General features: G+C 61.9%; 11 protein-coding genes. 9 read left to right on the plus strand and 2 right to left on the minus strand.

What is annotated here, in order from left to right:
• Positions 1-124: 124 nt before the first annotated feature.
• Together AWC25_RS08265 and AWC25_RS08270 are read left to right on the plus strand one after the other, a co-directional pair.
• On the plus strand, positions 125-1,060 hold the full coding sequence (locus tag AWC25_RS08265) for a hypothetical protein (protein WP_244899475.1): 936 nt from the start codon (positions 125-127) through the stop codon (positions 1,058-1,060).
• A gap of 42 nt (positions 1,061-1,102) precedes the next feature.
• Entirely contained in the window at positions 1,103-2,956 is a 1,854-nt protein-coding gene (locus AWC25_RS08270) for an ATP-dependent nuclease (protein WP_085166609.1), read from the plus strand.
• Between the two features lie 893 nt (positions 2,957-3,849).
• Here the strand turns inward: AWC25_RS08270 and AWC25_RS08275 are convergent.
• Positions 3,850-6,654 carry an ATP-binding cassette domain-containing protein gene (locus AWC25_RS08275; protein ID WP_085166610.1) on the minus strand — a complete coding sequence of 935 codons (2,805 nt, stop codon included), beginning with the start codon at positions 6,652-6,654 and terminating at the stop codon, positions 3,850-3,852.
• A gap of 923 nt (positions 6,655-7,577) precedes the next feature.
• Between AWC25_RS08275 and AWC25_RS08280 the strand changes: the two genes are divergently transcribed.
• Genes AWC25_RS08280 through AWC25_RS08305 form a run of 6 tightly spaced genes read left to right on the plus strand, consistent with a single transcriptional unit; the run spans position 7,578 to position 12,749 of the window.
• Positions 7,578-8,180 carry a TetR/AcrR family transcriptional regulator gene (locus tag AWC25_RS08280; RefSeq protein WP_061555858.1) on the plus strand — a complete coding sequence of 201 codons (603 nt, stop codon included), beginning with the start codon at positions 7,578-7,580 and terminating at the stop codon, positions 8,178-8,180.
• A gap of 51 nt (positions 8,181-8,231) precedes the next feature.
• The gene (locus tag AWC25_RS08285; RefSeq protein ID WP_085166611.1) at positions 8,232-9,392 is read left to right on the plus strand and encodes an amidohydrolase family protein; all 1,161 of its coding nucleotides are present in this window, start codon (positions 8,232-8,234) and stop codon (positions 9,390-9,392) included.
• Positions 9,389-10,354 (plus strand): phosphotransferase family protein, encoded by a 966-nt coding sequence (locus AWC25_RS08290; RefSeq protein WP_069402936.1) that lies wholly within the window; start codon positions 9,389-9,391, stop codon positions 10,352-10,354. Before AWC25_RS08285 ends, AWC25_RS08290 begins: the two co-directional genes overlap by 4 nt.
• Positions 10,354-10,752, plus strand: a complete 399-nt coding sequence (locus tag AWC25_RS08295; protein WP_142278740.1) for a hypothetical protein — start codon at positions 10,354-10,356, stop codon at positions 10,750-10,752. Before AWC25_RS08290 ends, AWC25_RS08295 begins: the two co-directional genes overlap by 1 nt.
• A 13-nt stretch (positions 10,753-10,765) precedes the next feature.
• Positions 10,766-11,926, plus strand: coding sequence for an Rv3169 family protein (locus AWC25_RS08300; protein ID WP_069402934.1), 1,161 nt, complete (start codon positions 10,766-10,768; stop codon positions 11,924-11,926).
• Between the two features lie 22 nt (positions 11,927-11,948).
• On the plus strand, positions 11,949-12,749 hold the full coding sequence (locus AWC25_RS08305) for an alpha/beta fold hydrolase (RefSeq protein ID WP_084229585.1): 801 nt from the start codon (positions 11,949-11,951) through the stop codon (positions 12,747-12,749).
• Between the two features lie 37 nt (positions 12,750-12,786).
• Here the strand turns inward: AWC25_RS08305 and AWC25_RS08310 are convergent, their stop codons facing one another.
• Entirely contained in the window at positions 12,787-13,767 is a 981-nt protein-coding gene (locus tag AWC25_RS08310; RefSeq protein ID WP_142278741.1) for an SAM-dependent methyltransferase, read from the minus strand.
• A 245-nt stretch (positions 13,768-14,012) separates the two neighbouring features.
• Between AWC25_RS08310 and AWC25_RS27660 the strand changes: the two genes are divergently transcribed.
• Entirely contained in the window at positions 14,013-14,144 is a 132-nt protein-coding gene (locus AWC25_RS27660; protein WP_264034367.1) for a hypothetical protein, read from the plus strand.
• Positions 14,145-14,218: the final 74 nt, after the last annotated feature.

The raw sequence follows: 14,218 nt of genomic DNA on the forward strand, positions 1-14,218 counted from the left end.
GTGCCATGGTGACATCCTTCCAGCCCGCCCACGTTGGGCAAGCCATCTCAGTTGTCACCTATCCGTGCAGCAGACCCACTCGCCACCGGCGTCACCAATGTCATGGCCTCATACAACTAACTACATGCGCAGCCTCCTAGTCGAGCACGGCGCCCTTCCGTCACGTGACGAGAGGCTAGCCAGGTTCCAGGCCTGGGCCATCACCGCTCAGCAGCGGATCACCACCGACGAACACCGAAAAGTAATCGCCCGCTTCATCCGATGGGGGCTCGAGAAGCGACTCCGATCAATGAACCCCGTGACCGACTCGGCATTCCTCGGCGCCAAGCAGACGGTCACCGTCACGATCGAGTTCTGCAATTGGTTGGCAGCCGAGCACGACACCACCGTCGAACGGGTAACTCAGGCTCATATTGACCTGTGGCAGTCAACCGGACCCACTACGCGCGAACACATCCTGCGTTTCATCCGATGGGCCATCAAAACCAAGCTCATCGCTTCGGACCTCGAGGTGACCCCTCATCGCCGCGGCACCGCGCCCAGGATGTCGACCGCACAGCAGAACGCCGTCATCGAACAAGTTGTACACCAGCAGACGCTTCACCCACGCGACCGATTCGCCGCGATCCTGATGATCATCTTCGCTCAACATGCCGAAGACGTTGCGGCCCTGACCTGGAGACAGGTAAGGATCACCGCCGACATGGTGACGGTCGACCTGGCCGGCCTTCCGATAGATCTACCGTCGCCTCTCGACGAACCCGTGCGCACGCTGGCCGCAAGCAACTACAACAGTCAAACCGCGGCGCATCCCAACTCGCCCTGGGTATTTCGCGGCTACCGCCCCGGCATGCACATCACGCCGTCGACCCTGCGGAACCACCTACGACCCGTCTTGGCTGCCCTCGAAGCGCGCCTGGGCACCCTCAACGAACTGACGCAAACGACGCCGATCGCGATCCTCGCCGAGACTTTGGGCTACAGCCCACAGACGTTGGAAGCTCACGCCCGTGCGTCAGCATCGACGTATGCGCGGTACGTCGCGACCAGACTCGATTGAAGCTTAGGCAAAACGTCGATGGATTGGAGGTTCTGAATTGCCATGAGGCTTAAAGGGATATCGATTCGCAACTATAAGGGCATTGCGCACGCAAACCTGCAGGATCTGGACAACGAGCCTGTAGTCACCATTAGTGGACGAAATGGAACGGGAAAATCACTTCTCCTCGAGGCGGTTGTCGGAGTCTGGACAGAGCGGTATCCGATGGCACAACGAGTCGGGCCTTGGTCTGACCAAGCAACCGTCGAAGTCGAAGTCGGTCTAACTGACGACGAATGGGCAGTAGTAAATGACTGGCACATCCGGTTTAACGGCGGCGAAGTGCAACGTGGGCCACTTGTATATTCCAAGACCGGAATAAGAGCGGGTGGCGATCGCATCGATCGAGATTCGCCTGCTGTGCAAATCCTGCGGAACCGCGAGTTTCAGCGTCAGAACCCCTTCAGCGTCGTCGACCTACTACCAGCAAACAGGCTGGTGCCCAATACACAATCTCCGTCGGTCGATCTCGCCATGCTTAGTCACGAGCGAGTTGATCAGGAGCGAATCCAAATGCTTGACCAATTCATCAACCAGCGGGCACCTATGTCTTTGCCGAGTGTGGGGAGCTACCTCGTGACACTCGATTACCAGAACTTCCTGGCGACCCGGCAAAACCTTGATGTGACCGACGATTATCAGGTGCTGCAGGCGGCATTCGACTCTGCAACTGGAAAATCGTTATTGCTTCCTCAATACGATCCCTCGCGAGGCAGCAACATCGAAATCCAGATCCCTTCGGGCCACAAACATTCACTCGGTGACCTCAGTAGTGGCGAGCAGGAAATGCTCGCAATGATGTATTTTGTGCGGCGCCTGTCCGCGTCCGGGGGCATATTGTGCATCGACGAGCCGGAGCAGCATCTACATCCCACGTTACAAGCAGCGCTGTTCGAGGCGATGAAGGGCCTCGCAAATCGCTCGCAAGTCCTAGTAGTGAGCCACTCGGTTAATCTGATCGCCGCATCTCCACTCGAGGGCTTGGTCCAAGTGGAAGCTCCCACAGACGAGAATGTCAACCAGGTCAGCCGCTTGCGCGACAACCCAGCGAGGATTGACCTCATCGCAGCACTAGGCATAACTCCAGCCGACGTCTTCCAGAGCGACATGTTACTAGTCGTTGAGGGCGAAACCGATGCGCAATGGCTGCGAGCACTATTCCCAGTAGAACTCGGCCGCACACACATTGTCATTGCCGGAAACGCACTTCAAGTGATGGATCGGCACTCAGCACTCGAATCGATTCCCGCCGGCTTGCCCTGGCTCTGTCTACGAGACCGAGATCTGATGAGTGATGAAGAACGCGATTCGCTGATGCAACAGCACGCCAGGCTGTACGTGTGGCCGAGACGCGCAATCGAGTCGATGTTTCTCGAGACACAGCTGATTGGATCGGTCTGCAGATCCGTTGGATTAGCCCACACAGACGTCGAGATTGAACAATGGTTGCGCGAGGACGCGGCACTCTTAAAACAAGATGTATTGGAAAAGCTAGTCCGAGATGAGTTAACAAGGCGAGTGCCGCCGCCGGCTGAAAGAACTGATGCCGACCGGTTCACAAGGATTGCCGACTACTTGAAGGACTATGCGCAGGTCAACCTGGACCGCGCCGCGTCGCTCAACAGCATTCTGGCCGACATGGAAAGTGCATTAGACCAGCGGTGGGATAACGATTGGCCACTACTTGCGGATCCGAAGCCTCTACTCGCCAGACTATCGAACCGGATCGATGCCTTTCGAAATCCCGCCAAGCTGATGTCAGCGCTCGTAGCCCGCGCAAAGGACCACCCATCCGAACGTCCAATCGGTTTGGAGGAGTTCCGCAGTCGTCTTGCCGCGACTATCCAAGGAGGGTGAGCACTGTTAACTGTAAATCAGAACATGAGCTCGAGCCTCTTGAACACCCACCGTTATCCGAGAGCTACTGCGGGTTACGTTGCTTGACAATGTATTCATCGCCGCGATGCCCTCGATGCGAGCGAGCGGGACACGGCTTTGCCCCGAACTTGAAACGACGACACTGGCGACTCACGCATCACTTCAGATTCGCCGTGCGCGAATTGGCTTGTGCATTTACCCGGGGAGTCAAGACGTCTCCGTGGCACATCGGTGCCGTAGGGCCTCACGTCAGTTTCGGCCTCGTCCAACACCGGCTTAGCTGAATAGCTGGAAAACCGATTCTGATACGCATACCGGCTTGCCCCCGTGTTCTGGTTCGAAGATTAGATCGACCACGACGCGCGCACCGTCAACGCAAACGCATCCGCAGCGACGTCCAGGCCGCCATAGAACGCGTGCTCGCCGGGCTTAGACGCGGTTACACCCCATAGCTCTCCCCTACGAATCACAGCAGCAGCAACTCGCACCTGTCGAGCACGCACCGTTACCAGTTAACTGTTGGCACTGTTCCCGACGTCTACAGTCTCGAACGAGCCGCTGCGGTGGTTGTGCAGAAGCCGAGGGTGGCCCATCTTTCAATCACTAGAGAATGATTCGGGTGTTAGGTGAAATCTTGAGCGACGCCCGACTGCCCGGCACCATAGCCGGCAGCGCCAATTGCCCCACCCTGCGGGCTGGGGCGCCCGTAATAGGTCACAGTGACGAATTACCTTGGGGCGCCAGACTTTTGCATTGGCCAGCGCACTGGTCGCGAACATCGGGGCAACAAGCAAGAACCACCGTTGCAGGAAGGATCCTGAGTCAGCCTGGTCACATTATGATAGGTAGACGCGCACTGCTTGATGGGCGCCTCACAGCGGCGCGGTTGTCAAGACCGCGGCGCACACTGCCGACACGAGCACCAGCGCCACCCAGTCAGCCCGTTGCGGCCGCGACGGAACAGCCGAGATCTGGCCAGTGCCGCCGCGCGCGGTGATGGCATCGCCCATCTCGTCGGCTCGCCTAAGCGTCACGGTGATGATCGCAACGACCAAGTCGATCACCTCCGACGCCAATCGCCGGATACCAGCCCCGCGCTTCGGCCCTACGTCTTTGGGTCGCAACCTCCTGGCGGCGTGGAGGACCCGGAATTCGTCGATCAGCATCGGGAAGGTCCGCAGTGCGAGCGCCAGCGCGACCGACCAGTCGTCGATCGGGATCCGCAGTGCTCGCAGCGGGCGGCCCAAAGTGGCCACCGCCGGCGCGATGTCCGCGACGTGGGTAGTCCACGACACCAGCGCGACCATCCCCAGCAGCACGATCGATAGCGCGGTGAAGCGCAGGAATTCCAACAGGCCGCCGAGGTGGAGCGTGACCACGCCCGCCTGGATCTGCGGACCGCCACCGGCCAAAGCCGCAGTGGCACCGCCGATAACCAGCACGATCCACAACCCGCGCGGCGGTGAGGGCAGCACACCCCGGGGAATACGCGCGACCCGCGTTCCCACCAGCACAAGTACGGCCGCCAGCCCGATCGCCAGCCATCCCGGGCTCAGGGTCAACAACATCGACATAATAAAAGCGACAAGCAGTTTGGTGCCCGCCCACAGCTGGTGAATGGCCGAATGCCCGGGTACCGGCCGCAGTAGCACCACGGGGCGAGACGGGCGGTGGACCGGTGTCGGCACCGCGGCGATCGCCAACAACCCGGTTCCGTCGACGCTTTCCAGGCCAGGAGCCGACGCGGGGTCCAATCGGCCGGCGCACAGGTGCAGGGTGCGCGGACACAGCTCCTCAAGCCCAGCGAAGTCATGCGAAATGACAATTACGGTCAGACCGGTTTCACGTCGCCGGTCAGCGAGTAGCCGCACCAGACCCCGGGCGCTAGCCGCGTCCAGTCCCGCGAGTGGCTCATCGAGGATCAATACGCGCGGTGAGTGCGCCAACAATCCGGCCAGAACCACGCGGCGCATCTGGCCGCCGCTGAGCTGGTCGATACGCCGGTTCGCGAGCGCGGGATCCAGGCCGACGGCGGCCAGCGCCGCGGCCACCCGGGTGTGGTCGTCGGGCGAAAAGCCGCCCGCCGAGGCCACTTCCAAATCGACACGACCGCGCATCAACTGCAGTCGCGCCGCCTGAAATTGCAGCGCCACTGCGCCAACCCGCTCGCAGGCCGGCCGCCCGTCGAGCAGACAGGTGCCGGCGGTCGGCGTGGTCAACCCAGCCATGATCCACGCCAGTGTCGACTTACCCGAGCCGTTGTCGCCGTGGATCAAAAGCCCGTCGCCCTCGTGCACCACAAAACTGATATCGCGAAGCGCGATCTGCGCCCAGGGGGTGCCGCTGGCATATTCGTGACGAACACCGGCGAGCTCAAGCACCGGGGCGCCGGATCGGTGGACCATCGCAGCCGTCGGCGCCGGCGCAGAGGGGGTCTCGACCATCACGGTGTTGTCCAGCGAATCGCTGAGATGGATTGTGCGGTCCGCGTGCTGAGCCTCGTTGTGGTAGTGGGTGATGTGTACTACGGCGGTTTGGTAGCGGGCGGTCAGACTGGAGAGCACGGCCAGTAGTGCGTCGCGGCCCTGCTGGTCGACCATGCTGGTGACTTCGTCGGCGATCAGCAGCGCCGGTTCCCGCGCCAGTGCCGCAGCCACGGCCAGGCGCTGCAGTTCGCCGCCGGATAGGCTGCCGGTGTCGCGTTCGGCGAACCCGTACAGCCCGACTTCACCGAGCAGTCGGTCGATGTCGGTCGTCTTGTTCGGTGGGAGCCCCCAGACCACGTCGTCGGCGACTCGTATTCCCAGCACCTGACTTTCCGGGTGTTGCATGACGACGGCGGTGCCACCGAGTTGTCCAAGGCCCACCGCGCCGGGGCGTTCGATGCTGCCCGACGTCGGTTCCCGGCCGGCCAGGATCAGCATCAAAGTGGTTTTTCCCGCGCCGTTGGCGCCGGTGACCGCGACATATTCGGCCGACCGCACGTCAAGGCTGACAGGACGCAGCGCATCATGGTCGGCGTCTGGATAGCGCAGGCACACCTCGTCCAGCCGCATCGGGACGGGCTGAATCGGCCCGATGTCCGCGGTCGCGTCGAGTTTGTGTCGATCGCCTATACCGCCGAGGCGCTCCAGCACCCAGCAAAGTGCCCACCAACCGATCAGCGAAGCCCCCATCGTCGCGACGACGGAGTATCCAAGGACCAGCCACTGCCAGTAAGCTAGTACCTCGATGAACAATGTCTGGAAACCCTGCGCGGCCGCGCGCAGGTGCGGCACCCGGGTCAGGACCGTCACGCCGCCATCCAGGGCGGCGCTCATCGCCTGAAACATCAGCTCCCGCAACCGCGCAAGAACGGTCAACGCGATTACTGCCACTGCGCCGATGACGACGCCGGCGACGAAGGACACCGCGATCACGGTCGGCATGCCGCGGTGGCGGCGTTTCACGAATCCGCCCAGCCCGCCGACATGCGCGCACAGCGCGACCGCCCCCACACCGCTCACACCGACCACCAGGAAGCCGATCACCGCAGCAGCGACGGTCGCCGCGACCAGAACCCGGATTCGGTAGCGGTACGCCAACAGCCCCATCGGCACCGCGCCCAGCAGCCCCAGCGCCCCCACGTGCGGAAGAACGACCGCGATGATCGCGGTCGCGGCGGACAGCGCACCCATCACCGACGCATGCGCCAACTCGCCAGGTCGCAGCGATCGAGCCGGGCCACCCACGCCTGCCGTTAGCCCATGCCGTTGGTCAGCATCGACGCACGTCCAAACCATATGCCGCGTCACTTGATTGAGACCGCAACGTGTGCGTTGCCTGCGGACAAACAACCGAACTTAACCATAGTGCCAGGGTATAGACGGGCCGCTGAGAAGCCGCTGAGAAGGGCCGCTGACCCCGAAGAGCCTCACACGCCGGTCCCGCGGCATTCGGGTTAGCTTCCCTACGAACAAGATTCGTGAAGATTGTTGCCCCCAGGGGCTGCGATACGGGTCGTCTCGCGCGGCGATGGCGTGGCGTCGCTGACCCAGGTCGGGGCCGCGACGCAGCTCGACGTCGCGGCGCCGCCAGCGCAGCATGGCAGCCGCAGCCGACACGGCATCGGCCGGCGGCTGGGCGGCCCAGGCTCTAGTGAGCGCTTGCAGGTTCGCTGCGGCGCGCCACTGCGCGACCGTGGCGGCGTCCAGGGTGGTCTTCGGGGCGCGCGGATCGTCGATCGGCCCGCGCGTCGATAGCCAGGACACCAGCGGGCGCTGCAGCGCCCGGGTGGCGGCACGGATTCCGTCGGCACGGGTAAACGCGTCGTCGAGTGCTCAAGGCACAATGAGCCGCCCGGTGCGTGCGGTCTGAGCGACCGCGCTTGCCTTCAGCTCAGCTGGAATGCGCAGTGCCCCCGTGGATCTGCACGTGCCACAATGATTCCCTCAGGGATACGTCGCCAGCCTAGGTGGACCGCCACCGTCGTACCCGTGCGCCGGACGTCGGGATCGGGGCAAGGTGGCTGCGATGCTGGTCCAAGGCATTGCCGGGATTGAGATCACGGAAAGTTGGTTCAAATTCCCACACAAGCGGCCGCCCGCCGTAGGCTGCGTTCGTGCCACGCAGTCCTGAACCCGCTCGGCAGAAGCTACTCGACGCCGCCCTCGAGCTGTTTGCTGAGCGCGGTATCGCCGCGACCAGCCTGCGCGAAATCAGAATCGCGGCCGGCCAGAACAACACAGCCGCGGTGCAGCACCATTTCGGCGATAAGGATGGACTGCTGCATGCGCTGCTAGAGCGCGAGCTTCCGGCCCTTGTCATGCGGCGCAAGGAGCTTCTGGTGTGCGCTGACGACGCATGGTCAATCGCAGCGGTGTTCGTCTTGCCCTTTGCCGAAATGGCAACCGGGTCGGCGCACCAGCGCAGCGCCGTCCGATTTTTCAGCCAGCTCTTCAATGATCTATCAATGACGTTTGACGAGATCGTGGGCCTGATCGGTGACACTCTGCAGGCCGACGCTTACCAGCTGCTGCAGACCCACTTGCCGCAGCTCCCGAGCAACATTCTGAACGAACGAGTTGCTGTGGCCACCAACAGCTTTCTTCACGCCGCGGCGTTGCGTGCTTCCCCGAAGCGTCGCGACCATCTCGTAGACGACGCCACATTCCGCCGCAACCTGGTTGATATGTTCCTTGGAGCTGTCTCCCTTGCGATTTAGTAATTCATGTTGTTTACTACGGGTACCGCGACGATCCCGTAGGAGACAACAATGGTGCTTGAGAGCTACGCCGTCATCGATGTCGACACGCATATCACCGAACCGCCCGACGTCTGGACTGCCCGGATGCCGTCCAAGTACGGAGATCAGATCCCCCACATCGAGCGCATCGATGGGTGGGACATGTGGGTCATCAACGGGGAACCGTTCGCGCGGCCCGGCAATACCGCAATGGCCGGATATGACGGCACGCTGCCCGACGGCCCGGCGACGTATGCCGACATGCATCCTGCCGCCTGGGATCCCACGGCGCGGGTGGCCTTCATGGATGAGCAGAACATTCGTGCGCATGTGCTGTACCCCAACCTGGGTGGCTTCGGAGCGGCGGCCTGGCTGGAGCGAGGCGACCCTGAGTTCGCCCTGGATTGCGTAAAGGCTTTCAACGACTTTCAAACCGATTTCGCCTCGGTGGCCCCCGACCGACTGTTGCCGATCGTGTCCGTTCCATTCTGGGACATCGACGCCTCGGTAGCCGAGGTCGAGCGAGCCCTAAACAATGGTCACCGCGGGGTGAACTTCTGCAACGACCCGCGAGTCCATGGTCAACCTGCGTTGTGGGACCGTCACTGGGACCCGGTTTGGAGCATCGCGCGCGACGCCGAGGTCCCCGTCAACTTTCACATCGGCGGCGGCCGCATCGCCGAGCAAATCCTTAACGGAGTGGAAATGGGCTTCCGGGCCAACTTCTCCCGGATGTCGTCGTTGCTGTGGGCCGACAATATGCGCTGTATCTCAGACCTCATCCACGGTGGTGTGTGCCAGCGCTTCCCCGACGTGAAGTTCGTGTCGGTTGAAAGTGGCGTCGGCATGATTCCCGCCGCATTGGAAGCTTTCGATTGGCAGTGGCGCAACGGTGGAGTGATCGACGAGCACCCGGAATATGACTTGCTGCCATCTGAGTACTTTCGACGTCAGATCTTCGGCTGCTTTTGGTACGAGCAAGCTGTGCTGATTCCCGCGCTGCTGGCGTACCCGGAAAACATGTTGTTCGAGACCGACTTCCCCCACCCGACCTGTCAGCACCCTGGACCCAAGACGCCGGCCACCGGACCCGCGCAATACGTCACCGAATCAATGGCGTCCCTTCCGGACCACATCTTGCGAAAGGTGCTGTCCGACAACGCCGCGAAGCTCTACAAGATCGCGTTATGAGCATCAGTGACCAGCTGACCGACTGGTTGAGCGATGAGCTTGCCACAACGGTCAAGGTGGAAAACCTACGCCGTACTGCCGTCGGATTCTCCCGGGAGAATTGGCTGTTCGACGCAATCTGGGACGGTATCGTGCACCGGCTGATCGCCCGACGAGATCCGTCTGGCAGCGTGCTCAGCACTGACCGGCGGATCGAACGCGCCGTGCTGGAGGCCTTGCGGCACACCGATGTACCCGCTCCCGCCCTGCGCTGGGCCGACCCAGACGGCAACCGCTTGGGTCGGCCGGCCTTAATCATGGATTTGTCGCCCGGGCGGTGCGATGGTTTTGTCCTCAATGGGAATGCGCCACTGACTGAGCGCCTGACGATTGCGCACCGGATCTACGATCGACTCGCCGATATCCACCGCGTCGACTGGCGCGCCATAGGATTGGGCCGTCACCTCGCGAACCCCGGAAATCAGGCAGCGGCCGCGGCGTTGGACCACTGGGAGGCTGAGCTCGAGAAGGTCAAATTCGAGCCCGAACCCGAACTGGCATTTGTGCTTTCCTGGTTGCGCGACACAGTGCCCGGCAACGAGGCAGTGACCCTGGTGCATGGCGACTTCAAACCCGGCAATGTCCTGCTCGAAGACGGGGACGTCACCGCCGTCCTCGACTGGGAGACCGCACACCTGGGTGATCCCCATGAAGACCTCGGCTGGATCACCAACCCACTGCGGGCCTATGAACACACCATCGCCGGCTCCTGGGAGCCAAATGACTTGTTGCAGCGGTGGTCTCAGCAGACCGGCATCGTGGTCAATCTGGACCGGGTGCAGTGGTGGAGGGTACTGGCTAATGTGAAGCTCATGGTCATCGTGCTGACGGGCCACCACTCATTCCTGCAACAGCGTTCAGACCGCATTTTCCCCAACCCGGTTCCGATGTATGCGCTTCTCCTCGACCAGATCGGTGCGTGATGCGGCCGACTGTCTCCGAACAACTCGCTGGTGTCGCCGCAATCCTGACCGGCGTCATCGCGGAGCGACTTGACGACGCTTACGCACGCGACGTTCTGCTGGGCGCCGCCAGCACTCTGAAGACACTGTCCGAGACCTGGCACGCCATTCCCGAATTCCTCAGGTGGGACAGCCTGCGAACCGCTGCCATCCTCGAACTTGTCGGACAAGCCGTGCCCCCGCATCCCCTCGATTGGTCTGACATCCGCGCGCTGGAGCAGCATCACCTCGAGGTCAGGGAACGGCTGGAGCAATCGATACCGATCATTGTCAAAAGTACTGCAGGGCGGCTGGCGACGGCCGCCTACTTCCGGGAACGGGTTGAGCGCTTCAGTTGCGTTGGCCACGAGAAGTTTTAGTTGAGGAGTTGACTTGCTGACCGCGCTTGATGATTCCCCATGGCATCAGATACCGGCCACCTTCGATCATGTTGGCACCAGCGACCCCCGGTTCTTCGACCGCTTCTGGTTTGCTGCCGCCGACCCCACCACGGGGCGGGCATTACAGTTCACCATCGCGGTGTACCAAAACATGAATGTCGTCGACAGCGGCTTCGTCGTCATCGACAACAGCACCCAGTACAACGTGCGCGCATCCCGACAGTTGCGACCAAGCTACGAATTCGCCTGCGGCCCAATGCGGGTCAATGTGGTCCGACCGATGCAACACCTTCATTTGAGCATTCAACCCAACGACGGCCAAGTCTGCGGCGAGCTGGACTGGATCGCGGAGCTACCCGCCCAAGAAGAACTCCCCCACTTCAATCGGGTCAATGGCCGCATCGTCGAGGACTACCTTCGTTACGACCAAACCGGCTCGGTCAGCGGCTGGCTGAACATCGACGGAAAACGCGACCGGATCGACTCCTGGTGGGCATGCCGCGACCACTCGTGGGGTGTGCGCTCGCGGATCGGCATCGCCGAACCGGTCACCGGCCCCAGCCTCACTCCCCACGGGTTTGGGTTTGCGTTCCTGTTCTTTTCAACCGATACTCACGGTGGTCACATCCAAATCAGCCAACTTGACTACAGCACCGACATCACCACAGAGATACTCGAAAAGGACAGCGGGGCAAGACTTTCAGCCGAAGCGCTAGCCATTGACGCCACCTTCGTCGACGATGGACGACCGCGGCGCTTTGACCATGTCCGATTCGACATGACGACCAGCAGCGGAGACCCGCTGACCGTCGACGCCACCGCAGCTGGCCCGGCCGTCGCGATGCAAGGCCTCGGCTACGGCGGCTACAACGATGGGCACGGCCACGGCATCTACCGCGGTACCGAGCACCTCGAGGTTGACTCCTATGACGTCTCCCACCCCACCGACATCGTCCTGCCTGACGGAACAACCACGCGGCCCATCCACCGAATCCAGCCGGTGCACATCGTCATGCAATGTCCTGGCGCAACGAGCCGCGGCACCGGCAGTCTCACCTTCATCGCGGAACTTGACACCGATCCCGACGGGCACCTCCGCCTGACCAACAACCCCCACGCGCATCCACGCCACCAACTCGGCGCCAGGCGCTGATTGTGTTGAGAGGGAAAGGCATATGTTAGCTAAGGAGGGGCTCACCCCCGATAAGCCACCGTTGGTCTTGCTGCACGGGTTGGGCATGACAGCCGAAAGCGCCTGGCAGGAGGTAGTTCCCCTGGTGTCCCCGTACCACCGGGTGTTCACGCCGAATGCGCTTGGCCACCCTGGCGGGCCACCGGCTTGGCGTCGGCCGGTCACGATCGGTGATGTGGTCCACGCGGCGCAGGAGTATTTCGACCAAAAGGGACTTGATCGGCCACACCTCGCCGGCAATTCACTAGGCGGATACGTGGCGATCGAATTGGCGCGCCGCGGCCGAGCGGCAACCGTCTGTGCGCTTTCGCCCGCCGGCTTCTGGACCGCCGGCGACGGTCAACAACCACAGTTGATGAAGAAGTTCAAAACAGCCCGAACGATGGCTCGCCTCACGCGAACAATCAACCCCTTGATGTTCAGGTCAGCAAGATTGCGTCGGCTCACGATGCGCGACACCGCCCGCCACGGTCATCGCCTTGCGCCTGCGCGAGCCCTCAACATGTGCACCGACTTTCTTGCGTCGCCAGCGATTATCGACATCATTGACGGGAGTTGGGAGATTGCACCATTGGACCCACTCCCCTGTCCGATAACCATCGGCTGGTCGGAATTGGATGCGACGCTCCCCCCGGACAGCTATGTGGATCAAGCGCGAAAACGCCTGCCGCGGGCCGTGTTCGAAATCCTCCCCGGTGTTGGCCACGTGCCGATGTTTGATGACCCGCAGCTCGTCGCCCGGATGATCCTCACTGCAACCGGAGCAGACTCGAACCGCAAGTAGACCGAACGGCACGGCAGACCTGAGTACCTGCCTGGGTCTAGGGCCTGAATGAGGTGCAGAGGTAGTTGTCGGCGAACGCGTCACCGCTTCGCTGGTCGCCGCGCAGGGTCAGCCCGCTGGCGGCAAATAGGTCCGACATCGAAGCTGTTGTGCTCGTCCAGCCCTGCCGTCGCAGATATCGGGCTAGATCACTCCGGTCATCTTGATATGCAAGCCCTTTCATATCGATGTTGAGGCCGAAGCTTTGCCATTGCTCGGCAATGTGGCGCGCTCGGTTCCGGACCTGCTCCGAGGCGGTGTCGTCGACGTCGACGAACACCACGGTACCGACATTGGCGGCCGTGTCGCTCAGAGCGGTCATGTTGCGGACCCTGAACACTTCCGCTGCCAGGCGGCTACCGTTTGCGCTGAGCGCCGTGATGGTATCCAGGAGCCGATCCTGGGCACCCGATGGCAGGTAGGCTAGCAGTCCCTCGGCAACCCATGCCGTCGGTTGAGCAACGTTGAAACCTGCTTGCCGCAGGGCCGCATCCCAGGCCTTCCGCAAATCGATACCTACATAGCGGATCTGGATAGACGTTGCGATTCCTAGATTTGACAGAGTGGCGTCCTTGAAGGCAACGACCCTTGGCTGATCGATGTCGAACAGCATGGTGTCCTTCGGCAAGGCCAGTCGATAGCCGCGAGTGTCCAGACCAGACGCGAGCAACACCACCTGACGGATGCCCGCCGCACACGCATCTAGGAGAAAGTCGTCAAAATAGCGGGTACGAACCGCCAACGCGTTAGTCATCGGTTGCCATCCCAGCCCCGCGTCGTCGCTTTCACTCGGCAGTTGCCGTGCTGCCCACCGAGTGAAGAAGTCGATGCCGACGGCCCGCACCAAAGGCTCGGCGAGATAGTCGTTGATGATGGCGCCCGGCGCATTAGTGGCAGCAGCCCGAGCGGCGGCCGTCATGGTGGCAGTGACCCCCACACTCGACGACAGATCCCAGTCGTCATTGTCCCACCGTTGCAACGTCTCCCCCTTCTTAGTTCCGGATCGACCCCATGACATTCAGTTGAACAGTCTTGTGGCACCTAACAGCGGCGGCGATAACCCGCATACAGTATTTATTGGCGCGTCACTCAAAGGAACCAACGTTCACGTGATCGTCAGCGGTGCCGCTGGCAGATCACCTGTACCACAGTGTAATTGGTATCATCGCGAGGGTGGGTTAGCACCGTTAAGCGTACCCAATCATGCAAAGACTAGGACCCACTTTGGCACCGAACCTAAATCTCGCGGCGACCAAGCTGCTTACGCTGATGAGCGGGGCCTGGATGACACAGGCCCTCACCGTGGCCGCCGATCTGCGTCTGGCCGACCATCTCGCCGACGGGATAAGCATCTGACCGGACCCTGTGAACTGGTCCACGGCGAACGAGAGTCGTTCATTGGTGGGTACAGGTGGCGGCGTAGCGGGCTG

This window comes from Mycobacterium sherrisii, assembly GCF_002102355.1.
Classification (GTDB): Bacteria; Actinomycetota; Actinomycetes; order Mycobacteriales; family Mycobacteriaceae; genus Mycobacterium; species Mycobacterium sherrisii.

Coding starts and splice junctions, on each gene's coding strand:
- AWC25_RS08290 (WP_069402936.1), top strand. CDS start 9,389: ATGAGCATCAGTGACCAGCTGACCGACTGGTTGAGCGATGAGCTTGCC.
- AWC25_RS08305 (WP_084229585.1), top strand. CDS start 11,949: ATGTTAGCTAAGGAGGGGCTCACCCCCGATAAGCCACCGTTGGTCTTG.
- AWC25_RS08295 (WP_142278740.1), top strand. CDS start 10,354: ATGCGGCCGACTGTCTCCGAACAACTCGCTGGTGTCGCCGCAATCCTG.
- AWC25_RS08265 (WP_244899475.1), top strand. CDS start 125: ATGCGCAGCCTCCTAGTCGAGCACGGCGCCCTTCCGTCACGTGACGAG.
- AWC25_RS08270 (WP_085166609.1), top strand. CDS start 1,103: ATGAGGCTTAAAGGGATATCGATTCGCAACTATAAGGGCATTGCGCAC.
- AWC25_RS08285 (WP_085166611.1), top strand. CDS start 8,232: ATGGTGCTTGAGAGCTACGCCGTCATCGATGTCGACACGCATATCACC.
- AWC25_RS08275 (WP_085166610.1), bottom strand. CDS start 6,654: ATGGGTGCGCTGTCCGCCGCGACCGCGATCATCGCGGTCGTTCTTCCG.